The organism is Microcoleus sp. PH2017_28_MFU_U_A (genome assembly GCF_020738035.1).
Taxonomy (GTDB): Bacteria; Cyanobacteriota; Cyanobacteriia; order Cyanobacteriales; family Microcoleaceae; genus Microcoleus.
In genome coordinates this window covers 1-19,438 of the sequence record NZ_JAEQCX010000057.1, presented here as the reverse complement: position 1 = coordinate 19,438, position 19,438 = coordinate 1, and the positions used below count along the sequence as shown (strand labels likewise).

General features: G+C 46.8%; 31 protein-coding genes. 28 read left to right on the top strand and 3 right to left on the bottom strand.

Going from position 1 to position 19,438, the window contains the following annotated elements; translation table 11 throughout:
• Position 1: 1 nt before the first annotated feature.
• From rplX to prfA, 20 genes are all read left to right on the top strand, one after another.
• Positions 2-364: a 50S ribosomal protein L24 gene (gene rplX / locus JGK14_RS14375; protein ID WP_293175986.1), complete on the top strand. Its 363-nt coding sequence runs from the start codon at positions 2-4 to the stop codon at positions 362-364.
• A 127-nt stretch (positions 365-491) separates the two neighbouring features.
• Positions 492-1,037 carry a 50S ribosomal protein L5 gene (gene rplE / locus JGK14_RS14370; RefSeq protein ID WP_293150725.1) on the top strand — a complete coding sequence of 182 codons (546 nt, stop codon included), beginning with the start codon at positions 492-494 and terminating at the stop codon, positions 1,035-1,037.
• Positions 1,038-1,060: 23 nt separating this feature from the next.
• Positions 1,061-1,465: a 30S ribosomal protein S8 gene (gene rpsH, locus JGK14_RS14365; protein ID WP_194010353.1), complete on the top strand. Its 405-nt coding sequence runs from the start codon at positions 1,061-1,063 to the stop codon at positions 1,463-1,465.
• A 249-nt stretch (positions 1,466-1,714) separates the two neighbouring features.
• The gene (gene rplF, locus JGK14_RS14360) at positions 1,715-2,263 is read left to right on the top strand and encodes a 50S ribosomal protein L6 (protein WP_293133866.1); all 549 of its coding nucleotides are present in this window, start codon (positions 1,715-1,717) and stop codon (positions 2,261-2,263) included.
• Positions 2,264-2,265: 2 nt separating this feature from the next.
• Entirely contained in the window at positions 2,266-2,628 is a 363-nt protein-coding gene (gene rplR / locus JGK14_RS14355; protein WP_293175984.1) for a 50S ribosomal protein L18, read from the top strand.
• Positions 2,629-2,772: 144 nt separating this feature from the next.
• Positions 2,773-3,318: a 30S ribosomal protein S5 gene (gene rpsE, locus JGK14_RS14350; protein WP_293175982.1), complete on the top strand. Its 546-nt coding sequence runs from the start codon at positions 2,773-2,775 to the stop codon at positions 3,316-3,318.
• A gap of 136 nt (positions 3,319-3,454) precedes the next feature.
• Entirely contained in the window at positions 3,455-3,901 is a 447-nt protein-coding gene (rplO, locus tag JGK14_RS14345) for a 50S ribosomal protein L15 (protein ID WP_293133857.1), read from the top strand.
• 103 nt (positions 3,902-4,004) lie between these two features.
• Positions 4,005-5,309, top strand: a complete 1,305-nt coding sequence (secY, locus tag JGK14_RS14340; RefSeq protein ID WP_293175980.1) for a preprotein translocase subunit SecY — start codon at positions 4,005-4,007, stop codon at positions 5,307-5,309.
• 5 nt (positions 5,310-5,314) lie between these two features.
• Positions 5,315-5,896 (top strand): adenylate kinase, encoded by a 582-nt coding sequence (locus JGK14_RS14335; RefSeq protein ID WP_293175978.1) that lies wholly within the window; start codon positions 5,315-5,317, stop codon positions 5,894-5,896.
• A 413-nt stretch (positions 5,897-6,309) separates the two neighbouring features.
• Complete coding sequence (infA, locus tag JGK14_RS14330; protein WP_006276978.1) at positions 6,310-6,534, top strand: translation initiation factor IF-1; 225 nt, start codon at positions 6,310-6,312, stop codon at positions 6,532-6,534.
• A gap of 362 nt (positions 6,535-6,896) precedes the next feature.
• On the top strand, positions 6,897-7,010 hold the full coding sequence (gene rpmJ, locus JGK14_RS14325) for a 50S ribosomal protein L36 (protein ID WP_015178722.1): 114 nt from the start codon (positions 6,897-6,899) through the stop codon (positions 7,008-7,010).
• An 88-nt stretch (positions 7,011-7,098) separates the two neighbouring features.
• A complete protein-coding gene (gene rpsM, locus JGK14_RS14320; protein WP_293175976.1) occupies positions 7,099-7,482 on the top strand; it encodes a 30S ribosomal protein S13 in 384 nt (127 codons plus the stop codon).
• 87 nt (positions 7,483-7,569) lie between these two features.
• Positions 7,570-7,971 (top strand): 30S ribosomal protein S11, encoded by a 402-nt coding sequence (gene rpsK, locus JGK14_RS14315; protein ID WP_265233150.1) that lies wholly within the window; start codon positions 7,570-7,572, stop codon positions 7,969-7,971.
• Positions 7,972-8,145: 174 nt separating this feature from the next.
• Complete coding sequence (locus tag JGK14_RS14310; RefSeq protein ID WP_293133983.1) at positions 8,146-9,090, top strand: DNA-directed RNA polymerase subunit alpha; 945 nt, start codon at positions 8,146-8,148, stop codon at positions 9,088-9,090.
• Positions 9,091-9,221: 131 nt separating this feature from the next.
• Positions 9,222-9,572, top strand: coding sequence for a 50S ribosomal protein L17 (rplQ, locus tag JGK14_RS14305; protein WP_293133831.1), 351 nt, complete (start codon positions 9,222-9,224; stop codon positions 9,570-9,572).
• A 29-nt stretch (positions 9,573-9,601) separates the two neighbouring features.
• Positions 9,602-10,444 carry a tRNA pseudouridine(38-40) synthase TruA gene (truA, locus tag JGK14_RS14300; RefSeq protein WP_293175974.1) on the top strand — a complete coding sequence of 281 codons (843 nt, stop codon included), beginning with the start codon at positions 9,602-9,604 and terminating at the stop codon, positions 10,442-10,444.
• Between the two features lie 117 nt (positions 10,445-10,561).
• Positions 10,562-11,017: a 50S ribosomal protein L13 gene (gene rplM / locus JGK14_RS14295; protein WP_293189578.1), complete on the top strand. Its 456-nt coding sequence runs from the start codon at positions 10,562-10,564 to the stop codon at positions 11,015-11,017.
• Positions 11,017-11,427 (top strand): 30S ribosomal protein S9, encoded by a 411-nt coding sequence (rpsI, locus tag JGK14_RS14290; RefSeq protein WP_236504525.1) that lies wholly within the window; start codon positions 11,017-11,019, stop codon positions 11,425-11,427. The genes rplM and rpsI overlap by 1 nt, the downstream gene beginning before the upstream one ends.
• Positions 11,428-11,759: 332 nt before the next feature.
• On the top strand, positions 11,760-12,068 hold the full coding sequence (rpmE, locus tag JGK14_RS14285; RefSeq protein WP_293175969.1) for a 50S ribosomal protein L31: 309 nt from the start codon (positions 11,760-11,762) through the stop codon (positions 12,066-12,068).
• 314 nt (positions 12,069-12,382) lie between these two features.
• Positions 12,383-13,480, top strand: coding sequence for a peptide chain release factor 1 (gene prfA, locus JGK14_RS14280; RefSeq protein ID WP_293175967.1), 1,098 nt, complete (start codon positions 12,383-12,385; stop codon positions 13,478-13,480).
• Positions 13,481-13,496: 16 nt separating this feature from the next.
• Here the strand turns inward: prfA and JGK14_RS14275 are convergent, their stop codons facing one another.
• Positions 13,497-14,045, bottom strand: a complete 549-nt coding sequence (locus tag JGK14_RS14275; RefSeq protein WP_293238863.1) for a hypothetical protein — start codon at positions 14,043-14,045, stop codon at positions 13,497-13,499.
• Positions 14,046-14,072: 27 nt separating this feature from the next.
• Between JGK14_RS14275 and JGK14_RS14270 the strand changes: the two genes are divergently transcribed.
• From JGK14_RS14270 to JGK14_RS14255, 4 genes are all read left to right on the top strand, one after another.
• Complete coding sequence (locus JGK14_RS14270) at positions 14,073-14,438, top strand: helix-turn-helix domain-containing protein (protein ID WP_293175963.1); 366 nt, start codon at positions 14,073-14,075, stop codon at positions 14,436-14,438.
• Between the two features lie 108 nt (positions 14,439-14,546).
• Complete coding sequence (locus JGK14_RS14265; RefSeq protein WP_293175961.1) at positions 14,547-14,837, top strand: helix-turn-helix domain-containing protein; 291 nt, start codon at positions 14,547-14,549, stop codon at positions 14,835-14,837.
• A gap of 41 nt (positions 14,838-14,878) precedes the next feature.
• Entirely contained in the window at positions 14,879-15,130 is a 252-nt protein-coding gene (locus tag JGK14_RS14260; protein ID WP_293175959.1) for a ribbon-helix-helix domain-containing protein, read from the top strand.
• On the top strand, positions 15,127-15,459 hold the full coding sequence (locus JGK14_RS14255) for a type II toxin-antitoxin system RelE/ParE family toxin (protein ID WP_293175957.1): 333 nt from the start codon (positions 15,127-15,129) through the stop codon (positions 15,457-15,459). The genes JGK14_RS14260 and JGK14_RS14255 overlap by 4 nt, the downstream gene beginning before the upstream one ends.
• Before the next feature lie 66 nt (positions 15,460-15,525).
• Here the strand turns inward: JGK14_RS14255 and JGK14_RS14250 are convergent, their stop codons facing one another.
• Positions 15,526-16,332 (bottom strand): pentapeptide repeat-containing protein, encoded by an 807-nt coding sequence (locus JGK14_RS14250; RefSeq protein ID WP_325315202.1) that lies wholly within the window; start codon positions 16,330-16,332, stop codon positions 15,526-15,528.
• 65 nt (positions 16,333-16,397) lie between these two features.
• Positions 16,398-17,258 (bottom strand): Rpn family recombination-promoting nuclease/putative transposase, encoded by an 861-nt coding sequence (locus JGK14_RS14245; RefSeq protein ID WP_325315201.1) that lies wholly within the window; start codon positions 17,256-17,258, stop codon positions 16,398-16,400.
• 204 nt (positions 17,259-17,462) lie between these two features.
• Between JGK14_RS14245 and JGK14_RS14240 the strand changes: the two genes are divergently transcribed.
• The 4 genes from JGK14_RS14240 to JGK14_RS14225 all read left to right on the top strand — a co-directional run bounded on the left by JGK14_RS14240 (position 17,463) and on the right by JGK14_RS14225 (position 19,343).
• Positions 17,463-17,762, top strand: coding sequence for a hypothetical protein (locus tag JGK14_RS14240; protein ID WP_293189594.1), 300 nt, complete (start codon positions 17,463-17,465; stop codon positions 17,760-17,762).
• 63 nt (positions 17,763-17,825) lie between these two features.
• Entirely contained in the window at positions 17,826-18,059 is a 234-nt protein-coding gene (locus tag JGK14_RS14235; RefSeq protein WP_293189596.1) for a hypothetical protein, read from the top strand.
• Between the two features lie 47 nt (positions 18,060-18,106).
• Entirely contained in the window at positions 18,107-18,649 is a 543-nt protein-coding gene (locus JGK14_RS14230) for a ubiquitin-conjugating enzyme E2 variant (protein WP_293189597.1), read from the top strand.
• 7 nt (positions 18,650-18,656) lie between these two features.
• Positions 18,657-19,343, top strand: a complete 687-nt coding sequence (locus JGK14_RS14225; protein ID WP_325315200.1) for a Mov34/MPN/PAD-1 family protein — start codon at positions 18,657-18,659, stop codon at positions 19,341-19,343.
• Positions 19,344-19,438 lie beyond the last annotated feature (95 nt).

The following is a 19,438-nucleotide window of genomic DNA, read 5'->3' as shown; positions in this document are numbered from 1 at the left end:
AATGTACGGAAAAAAGGGTAAACCAACTAGCGAACCGCAGCGCTACAGAATGCACGTCAAAGCAGGCGACACCGTGCAAATAATTACTGGCAAAGAGAAAGGAAAAGTCGGACAAATCTTAAAGACATATCCTAAAGTCAGCAAAGTAATTGTTAAAGGCGTAAATATCCGAACCAAGCACGTCAAACCCCAACAAGAAGGGGAATCGGGAAAAATCGTCACCTTTGAGGCTCCCATTCACAGCTCAAATGTGATGCACTATTCCGAAAAAGAGAAAGTCGCCAGCCGCGTCTGCTATACATTTAGTGAAGACGGCCGCAAACTGCGACAACTCAAAAAAACCGGAGAAATCCTCGATAATTAGTCATTAGTCCTCAGTCATTAGTCATTAGTCCTTAATTGGCAACTAACAACTGACAACTATCAACTGACAACTGACAAAGAACAATTCCCTGACCAAGCCCAGGGACAGTTAACGAAACACCAAAACTATGCCGGACAAACTCAAAGTTCTTTATCAAGGTAAAATCGTTCCCACACTGATGGATCAGTTTAAATATACTAATATCCATCAGGTTCCCAAACTTATCAAAGTTACCGTTAACCGCGGTTTGGGAGAAGCTTCTCAAAATGCTAAGGCACTGGATTCGTCGCTGAATGAAATTGCCATCATCACCGGACAAAAACCAGTGGTGACTCGCGCGAAAAAAGCGATCGCAGGCTTCAAAATCCGCAAAGGAGTACCAGTCGGCGTGATGGTGACGCTGCGGGGCGATCGGATGTACGATTTTCTCGATCGGCTCATCAACCTCGCACTCCCACGCATCCGCGACTTCCGCGGCATCAGTCCCAAAAGCTTTGACGGGCGCGGCAACTACAGCTTGGGTCTGAGAGAACAGCTAATCTTTCCAGAAATAGAATATGACCGCATCGATCAAATTCGAGGCATGGACATTTCAATTATCACCACAGCAAACACCGACGAAGAAGGACGCGCCTTGCTCAAAGAAATGGGAATGCCCTTCCGGGACAACTAAGCAGTAGAGTAAGGATCTTTCACATGGCAGCTAACGATACCATAGCAGATATGTTGACGCGCATTCGCAATTCTTGCATGGCGCGCCACCAAACAACACAAATTCCAGCTACAAAAATGACCCGTAGCATCGCCCAAGTTCTCAAAAACGAAGGCTTTATCAGCGAATTTGAAGAAGCAGAACCAGAAGGCGTAAAGCGAACTATAGTGCTTTCTCTAAAGTACAAAGGTAAAACTCGCAAGCCCATTATCACGGCACTTAAGCGAGTCAGCAAACCAGGACTGCGCGTTTACTCGAACCGCAAAGAACTGCCCAGAGTATTAGGCGGAATTGGCATTGCCATTATCTCCACCTCCAGCGGCATTATGACCGATCGAGAAGCTCGACGCCAAGGTTTAGGCGGTGAAGTGCTTTGTTATGTTTGGTAGTCATTAGTCATTAGTCATTAGTCAGTCGATTTTAGATTTTAGATTAACTTGCAGCATTCAATCTGCAAGCTTAAACAAAAGTCTAAGATTTGGGGATTATCCACTCATGAGTGTCGGCGAATTGTACTTGTTTATTACGAGTCATTAATCACGCATACCATGGAAAAACACTCAAAAGTCGATCGCTAAAGACTAATAACTAGATACTAATAATCAAACACTAAAAACTAAAAACAAAGGACAAAAACTATGTCGCGAATTGGCAAGCGTCCGATTAGCATCCCCACAAAAGTCACCATCACCCTAGACGGTCAAAAAGTAGCCGTCAAAGGCCCTAAAGGTGAACTTTCCCGAGTAATCCCCGCCGAAATCCTCCTAGGAATGGAAGGCGAGACTTTACTCGTTACCCGCCGGGACGAATCTCGCGTCGCCAGACAATTGCACGGCCTCTGTCGCACCCTTGTCGCCAACATGGTCGAAGGTGTATCCCAAGGCTTTCAGCGTCGTCTGGAAATTATCGGCACAGGTTATCGGGCACAGGTTCAAGGACGGAACCTGATTTTAAACGTCGGTTACAGCAAGCCCGTTGAAATGCCTCCTCCAGAAGGCATCACCATGGCAGTTGAAGGCAACACCAACGTCATTGTCTCCGGTATTGACAAAGAACTCGTAGGCAACACAGCAGCCCGCATCCGCGCGGTGCGTCCGCCCGAAGTTTACAAGGGCAAAGGCATTCGCTACAGCGGCGAAGTCGTCCGGCGCAAAGCTGGTAAAACAGGCAAAACAGGTAAGAAGTAACAATGAAGCTTACTCGCAAAGAATCAGTCCACCGCAGACACCGCCGCGTGCGGCGCAAGGTATTCGGCACCGCCGAACGTCCCAGATTAGCGGTATTTCGATCGTCCAATCACATCTACGTCCAGGTAATCGACGACACGGCACAGCACACTTTGGCTGCTGCGTCAACCCTCGATCCAGAATTGAAAGCCGAACTCAGTTCGGGAGCCAACTGCAACGCCAGCACCCAAGTCGGTCAGTTGATTGCCAAACGGTGTTCCAGCGCTGGCATAGTCAAAGTCGTATTCGATCGCGGAGGCAACCTCTATCACGGTCGCGTTAAAGCCCTCGCCGACGCAGCTCGCGAAGCCGGGTTAGACTTTTAGGAAGAAGCAAGAAGGAAGAAGGAAGAAGGAAGAAGGAAGAAGGAAGAAGGAAAAGAGAATCTATAACAAAATTCTTAATTCCTAATTGTTAATTTCTCTATACCAACTACCAATTACTAATCCTCAATTCCCCAAGGACAAAACATGGCAGAACAAAAAGAACAGCGCAACAAGAAAAAAAGCAATAACAACAAAGGGCGCGAAAAAGAATCCGAATGGCAAGAACGGGTTGTTCAGATTCGTCGCGTTACCAAAGTAGTTAAAGGCGGTAAAAAACTCAGCTTCCGCGCCATAGTCATTATCGGCAACGAACGCGGTCAAGTTGGAGTGGGAGTCGGCAAAGCTAGCGACGTAATCGGTGCCGTTAAAAAAGGCGTCGCTGACGGCAAAAAGCACCTAATTGAAGTTCCCCTCACCAAATCAAACTCCATCCCTCACCCGATCAACGGTGCAGGTGGCGGAGCCAAAGTTATGATGCGTCCAGCAGCACCCGGAACCGGGGTAATTGCAGGGGGAGCAGTGCGAACTGTTCTCGAACTAGCAGGAGTCCGCAACATCTTAGCCAAACAGCTAGGTTCAGGAAATCCTTTAAACAACGCTAGAGCCGCAGTCAACGCCCTTTCCACTCTTCGCACCTTATCCGAAGTTGCTCAAGAGCGCGGAATTCCAGTAGAAAACCTCTACGGTTAAGGACTAGGGAACTGGAAATTGTCAGTTTTGAGTATTAAGTATTGAGTTTTGAATAAAAATCTTTCATTCCTCAAAACTCAAAACTCAAAACTACCAATTACCAATTACCAATTACCAATTACCAACTATCAAAACTATGAGATTGCAAGACGCCCGACCAAAAGCGGGTTCCACAAAACGCCCGCGTCGCTTGGGTAGAGGTATTTCTGCCGGTCAAGGCGCGAGTTCCGGTAAAGGGATGCGCGGTCAAAAAGCTAGAGCCGGTAGCGGCACTAGACCCGGTTTTGAAGGTGGTCAAAATCCTCTTTACCGCCGCCTGCCCAAGCTGAAGAGCTTCCCTTTAGTGAACCGGAAAGAGTACACTACCATTAATGTAAGTAAATTAGCATCACTGCCAGCAAACACAGAAGTTACTCTCACCTCTTTGATCGAAGCAAAAATTGTCACTACTGACGACGGGCCGCTGAAAATCTTAGGAGATGGCGAACTGAATGTGGCTCTGCAAGTGCGCGCGGCGGCCTTTACCGCAGGTGCTCGCACCAAAATTGAAGCCGCCGGCGGAAGTTGCGAAGTAGTTGCGTGAAGATTTGAGGTTTGAGAGTTTGTCCAAATCTCAAATCCTCTCTTCTTGCTATCAGAAAATGATTTAGTCGAAAATCCCAAATCTAAAATCCAAAATCGTAACTATGGACGTTAGTAAAGAGAAAGCGCCAACTGCACAAGAGACGTTCATGCAGATGGCTCAAGCTGCTGGTTTGCGGGGCCGCATCCTCGTCACCATTGGCTTATTGATTTTAGTGCGCCTGGGTGTTCACTTGCCAGTCCCCGGCATCGATCGCGCCGCCTTTGCCCAAAACGTCCAAAATAGCCCTTTAATTGGCTTTTTGGACTTGTTTTCAGGAGGCGGGCTGTCAGCTTTGGGGATTTTCGCGCTGGGGATTTTGCCCTACATCAATGCTTCAATTATTGTGCAACTCCTAACTGCGGCTCTGCCAAGTTTAGAAGATATGCAGAAAAATGACGGCGAAGCAGGGCGGCGCAAGATTTCTCAAATTACTCGCTACGTTTCTTTGGGCTGGGCTATTCTGCAAAGCATTGGCATTGCGATTTGGGTCAGCCCTTTTGCTCAGACTCCATCGGCTTTTTTCATCCCCCAGACTGCTTTGGCTCTGACAGCAGGGTCGATGTTTGTGATGTGGATATCGGAAGTGGTGACGGAGCGAGGTATTGGAAACGGAGCATCACTGTTGATTTTTATCAACATTGTGTCGGTTTTACCGCGCTCTTTGGGACAAACTTTTGAATTGGCTCAAAGTGGCGACACGCAAGTTGTCGGCCGCGTAGTTGTTCTGCTGCTGGTCTTTTTGGTGACGATTGTCGGGATTGTTTTTGTTCAGGAAGGTACTCGCCGCATTCCGATTATTTCTGCCCGCCGCCAAGTCGGTCGCAAAGTTTATCGGGAGAGTCGCAGTTATCTACCCCTGCGCTTGAATCAAGGCGGAGTGATGCCGATTATTTTTGCATCTTCGGTGTTGATTGTGCCTTCTTTCCTTGCTCAGTCTCTCAATCAGCCGTTTTTGGTTCAAGTTGCTAATGTGTTGAGTCCGAACGGCCCTGCGCCTTGGGCTTACGCGCTGTTTTATCTGACTTTGATTCTGTTCTTCAGCTATTTCTACGCTTCGTTGATTGTCAACCCCGTAGATATGTCTCAGAACTTGAAGAAAATGGGTGCCAGTATTCCTGGGATTCGTCCCGGTCAGAAAACCAGCGATTATGTGGAGAAGGTTTTGAACCGTTTGACTTTCTTGGGAGCGATTTTTCTCGGTCTGGTAGCTATTGTACCAACGGCTGTCGAAAGCGCGATCGGCGTCCAAACTTTTAGAGGGTTTGGTGCAACTTCCCTACTGATTCTAGTGGGTGTGGCGATCGAAACTGCCAAGCAAATTCAAACTTACGTCATCTCCCAGCGATATGAAGGAATGGTGAAGTAATCGCAATGCAATTGATTTTTATGGGGCCTCCAGGGGCGGGAAAGGGAACTCAGGCTCAGGTTTTAGCCGCTCTCTGGAAAATACCCCACATTTCTACGGGTGACATCCTTCGCGCCTGCGTGGTGGCGAAAACTCCCTTGGGTGTAAAAGCTAAATCCTACATGGATGCTGGTGAGTTGGTTCCCGACGAGTTATTGATGGATATCGTCCAAGAACGCATGAATGAACCAGATGCTGGTGCGGGCTGGATTCTCGACGGATTTCCCCGTACTGTGGCGCAGGCAGCGTTTTTTGACAAACTGCTGTGTGATGTTGGTACTGAGGGAAGTAAGTCTGGAAAGGATTGCGATCTGCGAGCTGTCAATTTGGACGTACCTGACAATGTTTTGGTGACTCGCCTGCTGTCGCGGGGCCGCCAGGATGACAATGAGGAGACGATCCGGCGCCGGTTGCAAGTTTATCGCGAGCAAACTGAGCCTTTGATTGAGTTTTATAGCGCTCGCGAACAGTTAGTTGCGGTTGATGGCGATCGCGATATGGAAGTAGTCACCGCAGAACTGCAACAAGCGCTCTCTGGCGACTCTTGAACCCTCGCAATACAGCTTGTTACTCACCAGCTTTTGCTAAGATATGTTAACTAGGAGCTTTTTGTGCTATCAGGTTTTGTGAGGGTTGCTAGAAACAGGATTGAACTCGATTTTACTTGCTACAACTTTACTCAAGTAAAGCTGAAGCAAGGGGTTAATTGAGTCAAGCAGTCGATCGAGTTACCCGAATTATTGCCCCGTTCGCCTTCAACCCGCCCAAAACGGATACAAGCCACCGACAATCGTCGAGATCCCAAATTTTAGACCGAAGTTCCTGCTCCTTTGATGCATCTGTGGAGTAAATCTAAAATCTAAAATCTAAAATCGGCCGCTCCTTACTTGGTAAATAGGTTTTGAAGCAAACGCTGGGACACTCCTAGTTAATCAAATGTAGAGTTGAGGTAAATACCAAATTGTCTAAGCAAGATTTAATTGAAATGGAAGGGACAGTGACGGAATCACTGCCGAATGCGATGTTTCGCGTTGACCTAGATAATGGGTTTAACGTGCTAGCTCACATTTCCGGCAAGATCCGCCGCAACTACATCAAAATTCTGCCTGGCGATCGCGTCAAAGTTGAATTAACTCCCTACGACTTGACCAAAGGCAGGATTACTTATCGCCTTCGGAAAAAATAGGCTTAGATAAAACTTTCTAAAAACTAATTCTAAGTTTAATTAGAGAGAATTTGGTAAAAAGCTTCAAATTTATGCTATAATGCTACGTTTGTAGTGTTGCCGAGAAGGGCGTCAACAACCCAGCGGCGTACCGGGTTAAGTCATTGCTACGCCGTTTAAGTATCGATCGCCAACATTCTGGCGCAAGCGAACTTTACCCAGCAATGGGAGTGGGTGCAAGCGATCTCCTTCAAAAAACAACCCGCACTTTATACAATTTAATCGAGGAGAGGCCTACACCTTGCCCAGCCTCTCCTCCCACCGCTCTACGGGCCAGCGTGCGTGCTCTCCGGTAGAGCGGGGTTCTCCAGGCAGGAAGAAAGATGAAAGTTCGAGCATCTGTCAAAAAAATTTGTGAAAAATGTCGCGTCATCCGCCGTCGCGGTCGAGTGATGGTGATATGTACTAACCCGAAACACAAACAGCGCCAAGGTTAGAAAACGGGAAAATTGGGCTGGGCAATGCACGCAGGTGCTGCCTAATTCAATATTGTAGCCAAATAGGAAAACTAGGGAGACAAAAAGTGTGGCACGGATTGCCGGTGTAGACCTTCCACGCGATAAGCGCGTCGAAATAGGTCTGACATACATTTACGGAATAGGTCTGTCGCGGGCCCAAAAAATTATCGCTGCAACAGGCGTAAATCCTGACACTCGCGTCAAGGATTTAACAGAGGCCGACGTGACTACTCTACGGGCTCATGTAGAAAGCACCTACCAAATCGAAGGAGACCTCCGGCGCTGGGAGTCAATGAACATCAAGCGCCTGATGGATATCGGGACTTACCGCGGTCGGCGTCACCGTTTGGGTCTGCCGGTGCGGGGTCAACGAACCCGTACCAACGCCAGAACCCGTCGCGGCGTCCGCCGTACAGTGGCGGGCAAGAAAAAAGCACCGTCCAAGAAATAACAGCAGTTTGCAGGAAATTTATGTTCCTGCTGACTGTTTCCCCGCCTTTGGGGAGAGTAATTCAATGAAAACGATAAAGAGACTAATATGCCGCCACGACAACAAACAGGCAAGAAATCTGGTGCAAAAAAGCAGAAGCGTAACGTACCGAATGGGGTAGGCTACATCCAGTCTACCTTTAACAATACGATTGTGACTATTACCGACCTAAATGGCGAAGTAATATCCTGGGCATCAGCAGGTTCCAGCGGTTTCAAAGGAGCTAAAAAGGGTACTCCCTTTGCAGCTCAAACAGCAGCAGAAAGTGCAGCCCGCAGAGCCAATGACCAGGGAATGCGCCAAATAGAAGTAATGGTAAGCGGGCCGGGAGCAGGTCGAGAAACTGCAATTCGGGCCTTGCAAGGGGCGGGACTGGAAATTACCCTGATTAGAGATGTTACCCCAATTCCTCACAACGGCTGTCGCCCTCCCAAGCGGCGTAGAGTCTAAAACGATTTGAGATTTTAGATTTTAGATTTTGGATATTGGCTAACTGCTTAAAGTCAAAAACTAATGGTTCTAACTGTTGCCCCGTCCATCCAAAATCCGAAATCCGTTCAGGGGTATGCTCTGCAATCTAAAATCCAAAATCAAAAATCCAAAGTGGAAAAGGGAGGTCACTCCGTGGCGCAGTTTCAAATTGAATGTATAGAGTCTAACACTGACAAAGACCGCAGTCAGTACGGAAAATTTGTTCTAGAACCGCTCGATCGCGGTCAGGGAACAACTGTTGGGAATGCGCTCCGGCGAGTTCTGCTGTCAAATTTGGAAGGAACAGCAGTAACTTCAGTCCGCATCGCGGGCGTCAATCACGAGTTTGCCACGATCGAAGGGGTACGTGAGGACGTTCTGGAAATTCTCCTGAACATGAAAGAGGTTGTTCTAAAAACTCATTCCCAGCAGCCACAAATCGGTAGGTTGCGGATTGAGGGGCCAGTTACAGTTACTGCCGATCGATTCGATTTGCCCTCTGAGGTGGAATTGATCGATAAATCGCAGTACATTGCGACTCTCTCACCGGGATCTGTTCTGGAAATGGAATTCAGAATTGAAAAAGGCATCGGATATCGAGCAGTAGACCGCAGTCGCGATGATGGGTCGGCTTTGGATTTTCTCCAAATTGACGCCATCTTTATGCCGATTCGCAGAGTCAACTACAGCGTGGAAGATGCTCGGCTCGGTGGCAGTTCTGAGAAAGACCGGCTGGTTATGGAAATCTGGACTGATGGCAGCGTGACTCCTCAAGAAGCTCTGAGTCAATCTGCACACATCCTGGTAGATTTATTTGCACCTCTCAAAGACATCACCCAAGATTCTCTCAAACCCGAGTATCCAGGTGAGGCCGATCCTACGAGCCAAATTCCGATCGAAGAATTGCAGTTGTCAGTCCGGGCTTACAACTGTCTCAAGCGGGCTCAGATCAACTCAGTTGCAGACTTATTGGATTATACCCAAGAAGACTTGCTCGAGATTAAGAACTTCGGGCAGAAGTCCGCAGAAGAAGTGATTGAAGCTTTACAAAAACGCTTGGGCATTACTTTGCCACAGGAAAAATCAGCTAAAAGTTAATCAACGGGTAACGGGTAAAAAAGTTCTGCATTTTCAGTGCGTGAGTTCTTCAGAACCAAGAAGAATTCACCCCCGAGTTCGCAGACTGTCTATCCCCGCGCCCAATTACCAATTACCAATTACCAACTGCTATGCGTCACCGCTGTCGCGTCCCCCAACTAAACAAACCGGCTGACCAGCGCCGCGCCATGTTGCGCTCGCTGACCACCGAATTAATCCGCCACGGTAAAATCACTACCACTCTCGCCCGCGCCAAAGCGCTGCGTCCAGAAGCGGACAGAATGATTACCTTGGCCAAAGATGGCTCCTTGGCCGCTCGCCGGCAAGCTATGGGCTATATCTATGACAAACAGTTAGTACACGCCTTGTTTGAGGCTGCCCAAGAACGGTACGGCTCGCGCAACGGGGGCTACACCCGCGTAGTGCGAACTGTCCCCCGCCAAGGAGACAATTCCGAAATGGCGATCGTTGAACTGGTTTAATGCAATTTTGGGTGGGAGATTTTTGATTTATGACTGACAATCCAAAATCCCCAATCGAAAATGCCCGATCGACACAACGCATTGCTTTGGTAATCCAATACCTCGGCACTGACTTTCACGGTTGGCAGCGACAGCCGAACCAGCGTACAGTACAAGAAGAAATTGAAACAACAATATCAAATGTGCTGGAACGCCCGGTAACGCTGTACGCGGCCGGGAGAACGGATGCGGGAGTTCACGCCGCTGCTCAAGTAGCCCATTTTGATGCTGATGGCCCAATTCCGGCTCACCGCTGGGCAAGCGTTCTCAACTCTCGACTGGCAAAAGATATTTTAATTCGAGCTTCGGCAAAGGTGGAACCTACCTGGCACGCTCGGTTCTCAGCCAGTTGGCGGCGCTATCGCTACACCCTTTATACAGACCCGATTCCTAATCTGTTTGTGCGTCCTTATGCTTGGCACTGCTATCACGCACCTGTGGACGAATCTTTGATTCAGGCAGCTTTGACACCGCTGATCGGGCGGCATCACTTGGCGGCTTTCCACCGCGCGGGGTCTGCACGCCCCCATTCTTGGGTGGACGTACAAGCGGCAGAGTGTCACCGTTCTGGGCCTCTTATCTATATTGAGGTTCAGGCGAGCGGGTTTCTGTACGGGATGATGCGCCTGCTGGTGGGGTTGCTGGTGCAGGTGGGTCGGGGGGAAAGGGCGATCGACAATTTCACTGATATCTGGGTCAACGAACGCCGAGAAATGGTAAAATACGCCGCTCCCGCTCAAGGTTTATGCCTGTTGCGGGTTGGCTATCAGGACTTTCCCTTTCCCACCGATGTTTGGTACGACACTCAGCCCAAATTAGTTATTGGTTATTAGTTATTAGTTATTAGTTATTGGTTATTAGTTATTGGCAACAACTAACAAATAACAACTAACAAATAACAACTGACAACTAACAAATAACAATTAACAAATAACAACTGACAACTAACAATGAACAAAACTTACGTCCCTACTAAAGACTCCCTAGAGCACAAGTGGTACGTGGTCGATGCCGCCGACCAGCGCCTGGGCCGTCTGGCAACAGAAGTTGCCATGCACCTCCGGGGCAAACACAAACCCACTTACACTCCTTCCATGGATACCGGCGATTTCGTAATTGTCATCAATGCTGACAAAATCGCTGTTACTGGCAAAAAACGCACCCAAAAAATCTACCGCCGCCACTCTGGCAGACCGGGCGGCATGAAAACAGAAACTTTTGCCAAATTGCAAGCACGTTTGCCCGAAAGAATTGTCGAAGAAGCGATTCGGGGAATGCTGCCTCACACATCTCTGGGCAGACAACTGTTTACTAAGTTGAAAGTGTACGCTGGCCCTAACCACCCGCACGCAGCTCAACAACCAGAAGAATTAATTGTTCACACGATTCCGGGAGGAAATGAGTAATGCAAGCAACAGATACCGGCCGCGCTGTGTACTGGGGTACAGGCCGCCGCAAGTGTTCCGTAGCGCGGGTACGTTTGGTTCCCGGCACAGGCGTACTGACTGTCAATGGTAAAGAGGGAGATTTGTACCTGCAATTCAACCCCACTTATTTGGCACTCGCTAAGGCTCCTTTGGAAACTTTGGGTCTAGAAAATGAGTACGACATTTTGGTGAAAGTCGAAGGCGGCGGCCTGACAGGTCAAGCTGACTCGATTCGTTTGGGTGTCGCTAGAGCACTTTGTCAGTTAGACCCGGACAACCGGAAACCTCTGAAGATTGAGGGCTATTTGACTCGCGACCCGCGGGCTAAAGAACGTAAAAAGTACGGTTTGCGGAAAGCTCGCAAGGCTCCTCAATACTCGAAACGTTAAACAGTTGACAGTTGACAGTTGACAGTTGACAGTTGACAGTTGAGCTTTTTAATACTGGGATTTAACTCTCCGCTAAGCCCTAGCGTAGTTCTCAAAACAATTCGGCTTCCTGGAGTGGAGGTTTTAAACCCTGAATATTTGCTAAGAGCAAGGAAGAGGGAAGAGGGAAGAAAGAAAAATTTTCTAGATTCCATCCTCCTTTTTTCAAGGTTTTTTTCAGATTCCTGATTCTGGTTTTCAAAGCAGATAGGGCAAAATTACGGCTGTTGTTGGCGTACAAGTCCGATGACGGCTAAAATGGTTGTAAAGTCAAAAATTAGAGAGTAAAAAAAATGGCGAAAGAAGGCATTCACCCTGAGTGGTATCCCGAAGCTCAGGTTTATTGCAACGGCGAACTTGTGATGACTGTTGGTTCGACTAGACCAAAGCTTCAAGTTGATGTCTGGTCGGGAAATCATCCTTTTTATACTGGCACTCAGAAGATTATTGATACTGAAGGTCGTGTGGAACGCTTTATGCGGAAATACGGCATGACGGAAGTAGAAATGCCGAAGGCAGATGCTATGTCGGGGCCGCTGAAAATGGAAGACCCGAAAGCAGATGCTGCTAAGGCTGCTGCTAAAGGCAAAAAGAAGAAGTAGCCGGATTGTCATTTGTCCGCAGTCGGTTGGAAGTAGTTTTTTTCTACTGGTAACTGACTGCTCTCGGATTTTGGATTTGAGATTTGAGATTGCTACGGCCCTTCCGCTGAGGAAAGATCGCGATTCTATCCCAACTTCTCTTCAATTCTAAAATCTAAAATCTAAAATCTATCCGCCCTCGGATTGGAGAGCTTAGACTGAAGAGTTGCTACGGCCCTTCCGCTGAGGAAAGATCGCGATTCTATCCCAACTTCTCTTCAATATCTAAAATCTAAAATCTAAAATCTAAAATCGATTGACGGAGGACATTTGACATGGCTGAATCTTATTTGCTGGATAAATTGAAGTCGGTGGAGCAAACTTTTCATGAGTTGACTCGCCGCATGGCTGACCCGGATGTGGCTAGGGATAATTATGAGTTTCAGCGGGTGGCAAAAGCTCGATCGTCCTTGGAGGAAGTGGTCGATACTTTTGACCTGTGGAAAACTACTCAGGAAGATTTGGTGGGCGCGCGGCAAGTTCTTAAGGAAGCTGCGAGCGATCGAGAAATGCAGCTTATGGCCGGGATGGAAGTTGAGGAACTTGAGTCGAAGCTGGAGAGTTTGGAAAGTCGTTTGAAGGTGTTGCTGCTACCGCGCGATCCGAACGATGACAAGAATATTATGCTGGAAATTCGGGCGGGTACTGGCGGAGATGAGGCTAGTATTTGGGCGGGTGATTTGCTGCGGCTGTATTCGCGCTACGCTCAAACTGAAGGCTGGCAGGTGAAGTTGGTGAGCGAGTCACTGGCGGACATGGGTGGTTTTAAAGAGGTGATTCTGGAAATCACGGGGGATAGCGTTTATAGCAAGCTGAAGTTTGAGGCTGGAGTGCACCGGGTGCAGCGAGTGCCGGTGACTGAAGCTGGTGGCCGGGTGCATACTTCGACGGCGACGGTGGCGGTGATGCCGGAGGTGGATGAGGTGGAGATTCATATCGATCCGAAGGATATTGAGATGAGTACGGCTCGATCGGGCGGTGCTGGCGGCCAAAACGTGAACAAGGTTGAAACTGCTGCGGATTTGTTTCACAAGCCGACGGGGATTCGGATTTTCTGTACTGAGGAGCGCAGTCAGTTGCAGAATAAGGAGCGGGCGATGCAGATTTTGCGGGCTAAGCTCTATGATATGAAGTTGCGGGAGCAGCAGGATGAGGTGAAGTCGCGGCGTTTGGCTCAGGTTGGTACTGGTTCGCGATCGGAGAAGATTCGCACGTACAACTATAAGGATAACCGGGCTACCGACCACCGTTTGGGGGAAAATTTTTCGCTCAATAGTGTTTTGGAAGGGGATATTGAGGAGATTATTCAGACTTGCATTTCTCAGGATCAGCAGGAACGTTTGGTCGAGTTGGCTGCTTCTACTTCTAATTGATTGGTTGATGGGGAACTTAGGCGCATTGTTTGCTGAGCCTTTGTTCCCTGATGACTTGACGGATGTGGTTGAGTAGGGCTTCCCAAATTGCATCGGCGATCGCCACTGGATACTTGAAATGTTCGAGGTCGTACTGTACGATGATTTCTAGGGGTGCGAGAGTTTGCTGGTTTCGACAACTGGCAATTGTGGCGATCGTCTCTTGCTGCCATCTGGCAAATAGTCGGTAGCTGAAAAAGGAACTGCATTTTTGTCCTTTCTTGTTCAGGTAAACGACTATTACTTGATGTTGTTTGGGGTAGACTTTGACTATGCGGTTTACGGGCATTCTCAGGGCTTCGGCGGCTTCCATTTTGGAGATTTGCCAGCACTGAGGTTTTAGCCAACCGGAGGCTGTAAGGCTTTGACGGGTGCGGCTGGGCTTGTGAGTTTTTAGATTGCGTCTCTTGGTCATTTGTATTTCTCCCAAATCTGTTTTAATTAAAATTAAAGCTTTCAATCTACTTAAAATACTATCTGTTAAATCTTCTCCTGTCAAGCAAGACAGACAAATTTGTTGGTACACAAGTAAACTAGGAATTGTGGTTATCTCGTGGCTGATACCGTGGACGCAGAAGCTAAGAAAAAACTGAGTGAGGTTGTTAAGTTAGCGCGGGGCTCGATGAGCCTGACTTCTTTTGGCAAGCTGTTGGGAGTTTCTGCTGCTTCTGTCTTGTATTGGGAAAAGGGGCAGGTACTTCCAGATACGAAAAATTTGACTCAGATTGCTACAAGAGCAGGCTTTACGATGGAAGAGCTTATGGCTCATCTCGAAGGTAAGCCGGTGCAGGAACCGGTCAATACCAATGAGCTGCTGAAGAAAATTCAGTGTATGCCGATTAGTGAGTTGGCGGTGATTGGTAGAGCCGTGATGGATAGGCTCGCTGCTGCTGCTGAGTCTTCTGGGAAATATAGTTGATGTATCAGTTTGTAAGTAGACTGGTAGGTACGATCGCATAGCTTTTCAGTTGTGAACATCCAAAATAGACAAAAACTTAGTGAAATCATCAAAACTGCTCGTGGAACAATGAGTCAACGAGCGTTTGGCAAGCTTTTGGGCGTTTCTGCTACCGCTGTTCAGCTTTGGGAAAGGGGCGATACGGTTCCCGATACTGAAAACTTGGGTAAGCTCGCTGCCAGAGCAGGCTATACTCTGGAAGAGTTTCTCAGCTTTTTGGATGGCAATCCAGTCTCGCAACCACCAGAAATTAACGATATTGTCAAAAAAATTCAGTTTTTGCCTCTAAGTCAGGTGGCGCTAATTGGCAAAGCTGTAGCGGATAGATTCGCTGCGTCGGCTGAGGCTGCTGGAGAATGAATATGAGGCAAATTTATCTGTAAACTAGGAGTTGTGTTTAGATGAACGTTATTCTTGCCATACCAGAAGAGCTGCAAATCTATATTGACGCTCAAATTCAGACAGGGGCTTATGCCAGTGCGGTAGAGTATTTTCTAGATTTGGTGCAGCAAGATCGCCAGCGAAAACACGCACAAGCCAAACTAGAAGGTTTACTGCAAGAGGGTTTAGACTCGGATGGAGAACCCGTTACGGCTGCGTACTGGCAGAATTTGCGGGCATCTCTTTTGGGTGGCGATTCACAACCAGTATGAGCGATCGATTAATTGTCAAAAATCGTGCCACACAGGATCTCAGACAACAGGCAAACTATATTCTGGTCAATGGAAATGCTCGTGCTGCGGAGCGATTTCTGGAGTTAGCCGAAGCCTCTTTTGCCCAATTAGCGACGATACCGGGAATGGGAAAAGTCGTGCGATTAATCTCTTCTCGGATGGGGGAGATTCGTCAGTGGCGAATTAAGGATTTTCAAGATTATCTAATTTTTTACCGGATTCAAGACGATCGGGTGGAGGTTCTCCGTGTTTTGCATGGTGCTAGGGATTTGGAAGATATTTTGTCTAATCTTGATGAAGAAGTTTAAGGCTCCCATAAGATGTTTTCGATCGCCGCTCGATACAGGAATACGCCTTAACTAAATGCGATCGCCCTATCCCTGACTCAATAAATCTAAAAACTCTTGGACAATGCGATCGGGTTCTTCTGTACATCTGTTAGCGTCGCAATAGTGGATGATGCTGATACCGTGAGATGCAAACAGGCGATCGCGCGTTTCATCTTTTTCTGTATCTGGATGCCATATTTCCAGAATACCCCATTTGCCTTGGTGGAAGATGAGGAAATCTGGTTCTTGGTTTTGTCGGCCTGCGGGTGTGGTGAGGCGGGCTTTGGAGTTGGGGAAAAAGAGGGTGTTTGTGCGATCGAGCGCTTCGGCAATTTTGACTTGTTCTTCGCAGTGAAAGCGCAAATCGTTCCAGTGATAAATCCGTTCTTTTATGCTTGACAAAATTCCCTGGTTATGCGCGTTTTCAGGCTTGATAATTTCATCTGATGCCGTCTTATTATCAGATATAATTGCACCGTGTAAATCTGCTGACGAATCTGATTCACTTAAGTTTGCGAATAATATTCTGGCTCCGCTTAAGTTAGCACCGCTGAGATTAACTCCAATTACTTGAGTTCGATGTAATGTCACTTGATGTCGTCGCAAGTATCGCTTAAAAACAGAGCGTAAATTATTTTTTTTTACTTTTTCATCAAAAGCCTCTGAGAGTTGTTTCCAGAGTTTAGCCGCCAGCGCTTTGATGTATTCATCATTATATTGAGAGAGTTGAGAAATTTCCTCATAGGAACATCGGCCTTCCCAGCATTGTCTGAAGATAAGCTCTTGCACGTCGTTTAAGCCTTCGCCATCGAGGACTGTTTCTGCGATCGCGATTGCTTCATCAACGGTCATGGCTTAAGTTTCCTTAAAGTATATATCTGGTGAAGTTTTGAAAATAGGCGGCGATGTTTTAGCAATTAAGGCTGATGTTCATTCAACCAATTGGTTAAATCTGAGGCTGATGAAAAATCCAGCAGCGCCTCTCCTAAATCCTCTAATTCTTCTACGGATAAAGTCTGAATTTGCTCGCGGGTTTCAGGTGCGATCGAACCGATGCGTCGAGTCAACTGGCGAGTGAGAAACGCCAGCGCCTCATCTTTCCTTCCTTCAAGGAGGCCTAGTTGTCTTCCTTCAAGGAGGCCGTCTTCGCGAATCTCTTGGTAAATCACAGAACCGCGCATAGTTTCCTTCCTAAATAGTTGTCTGATTAAGTCTTTTTCAAATCTCAAACCTGCGAGCACTTGGGTACAAGCGAGTAAATCCGCTTGTTGGGTAGGTTCTTGTATTGTAGCAATCTGAGTAGCGATTTGCTCTAACAAAGTTCGCGGCGAGTTGGTTTGGGATAGTGTCGCCAATGGGAGTAAGCCGGGGACGGACAGCAGTAAAGCGGGGTCTTGTTCCCACAGGCGGATCACTCGATAGCCGTGTCGGGTGTTCGCGTCTGTGTACTCGGATACAAAAACCTGTTCTGAGGCTGTTTGCTGCAAAAAGATTACTACTTGATTGATGGAACAGGAGTATTGCCGTTTGAGCCTGACGTAGTAGTCTAGCATCCTGAAGGCGATCGGCGGGTCGGAGTAGGGTCGGGTTTCAAATTCTAGATGTAGGATTTGGTTATCCGTTTGCAGGAAAACGAGAGAATCGGCTCGGATGGGTTCTTGAATTAGTTCGGTTTTGAGTACCTGAATGTCGGTGGGTTCGTCTATTGGTAGTAGCCAGCTCACGAAGGCGGCGGGGAATTTTTCTGCTAGATATTTGCAGGTGTTGTCGTAGGCCAAGGAAGTTGGGTTGTGAGAGGGGTGATTTAGAAGATTTTAACTCTAGGGGCATCTACCTGAGAGGAGATTTTAGGGGAATTTGGGGAAAGTCATCACTTTTTATCACTTTTTATCACTTTTTATCACTGGTCAAGCTAAAGATGAAGCTTTACTATTAATTATGTTTACACATTTCCATTAGCAATAGTAACTAAAGAAATTGTCATGGCATATACTGGACCAAAATATCACAGACAAAACGGTCGATATTATAAAGTTGCAATCATCAGGGGAGAAAAAAACATTTTAGACTCTGATGACAAGCGAGGTCTTGAGCGAGATTATCCTGGAATTATGCACGATCACTTTTATACAAAGAATGGTCAATGGTACGTTCAAACTAAGATTGAGAATAAGCATATTTTCGAGGAAATAGCTCCGGGTATACGGGGAGTGGAACAGGCAGATTCTAGTGAATACTTGGATGCCTTGTTCGATGAATTGCAGTCTTTACCTGACTGTTAATCATATTGGCGATTTATTCAGAAAATAGTCAACTTAATCACTAAGCAACTAAGAGATAAACTAATGAAGAAGATAACAGTAGTTAAGGGTGGAGGTACAGCCTCAACAGAGGTAGTAGTATATCCAGGTGATAGTGCCGATAATCTGATTGCTCTTGTAACCGAACCACTAGGTTTACCTAAAGAAGGTAGATACCTCTTGCAGGGAGTAAACGAAACTGCGATTACAGGTGATGTGTATAAAGCTGTCAACGAGGGTGATAAGTTGACATTGTATCAGCCGGGTACTGGAGGGTAGTTTTTTGTGATTTTATGTCAATATGAAGTCAATAAGGAGATGCTATTGTGAGCGAGGCAAGATTTAAGAATGAATTGGAGAATCTCCTTCTTTTTAAAAGAGTTTTAGATGGAGATAATGTACTTCCTGTAAGGTTAGAGATAGAACGTATGAGCCTTGATTACCGGAGATTTAAGGTAGTGATCAATGGCATTAAGAGTCTAACCGCTAACCCAGATGGAGCTAGAGCAGGCACGGGAACAGGATTCAATATTTTGGTAGAAGTTCCACCTGGATATCCTTTTACCGCTATTCCAAATATTAAATTTGAAGATCCAATTCCGTTTCACCCTCATGTTTTTACTGATGGGAGGATTTGCTGGGGAACAGCTAACAGCCCTCAGCCAGATTTATCGCTAGCAGACTGGATTCGGCAAGTTCTAGAATACCTTACTTATAATAAAGACAGCCTGATCAAAATGAATCCTAGTAGCCCGGCAAATAGGACAGCGCTTGATTGGTGGCAATTGAATAAATTGATGATATCTAGTTACGTTACATCGATTGAGATGAGCCGAGTTAGACTTCTAGTTAGCCGTACAATACAGTAAGGTTTAGATGATGAAAATAGTAAAAGTAACAAGACATGACCAAGCTAAATTTACACGTTTAGCAATCCCTTTCGATCAAAATCATTTACCCATTATTTTAATCCAAAGAGAGGTTCTAGAAGAAATTTATGCACACGCAGCAGAGGGCTATCCCAATGAGGTAGCAGGCTATTACGTCGGATTTCCATTACAGGATATTACTAGCCGAAGAAATATTACTTACATTGAAAAAAGCATTAGAGCGATATCTACTGCTTCACACACCTATGTCACGATGCACCCAGAAAGCTTTAAAGAAGTAGAAGCTGTTAGACAACAATCTGGCACTATTCTTGTCGGATATTATCACTCGCATCCAGGGCTTAGTGTCTTCCAATCTGGTACAGACTTAAAAAACTTTAGGGACTACCATAGTGAGCCTTATCAAATAGCTATAGTAGTTGATTCAACGAGGACATCCCCAAACCGGTTGGATGTTGGATCGGACTGGATTGGTTTCTTTGGATGGGATCAAAATCACAATCCAACAAAGATACCAGCCTGTAATATAAAAGTGGTTGACGAGCGTCCTGAGATTATTCAGAATTCAGCGACGCCAGAAAGGGAAAATCTGAGCGACCAGTCTTCTGCAATTGTTCGACGTAATGTTGATGAATTGCAAGAAATAACGAACCCGCATAATCAGCACTCGTAATTGCTCAACCCCCTTGACAAGAAGACGAGATAGACATTAGATAAAGGAATGGAAAAACTCCCCGACTTAAAACAACTATCGAACGAGGCAAAAGA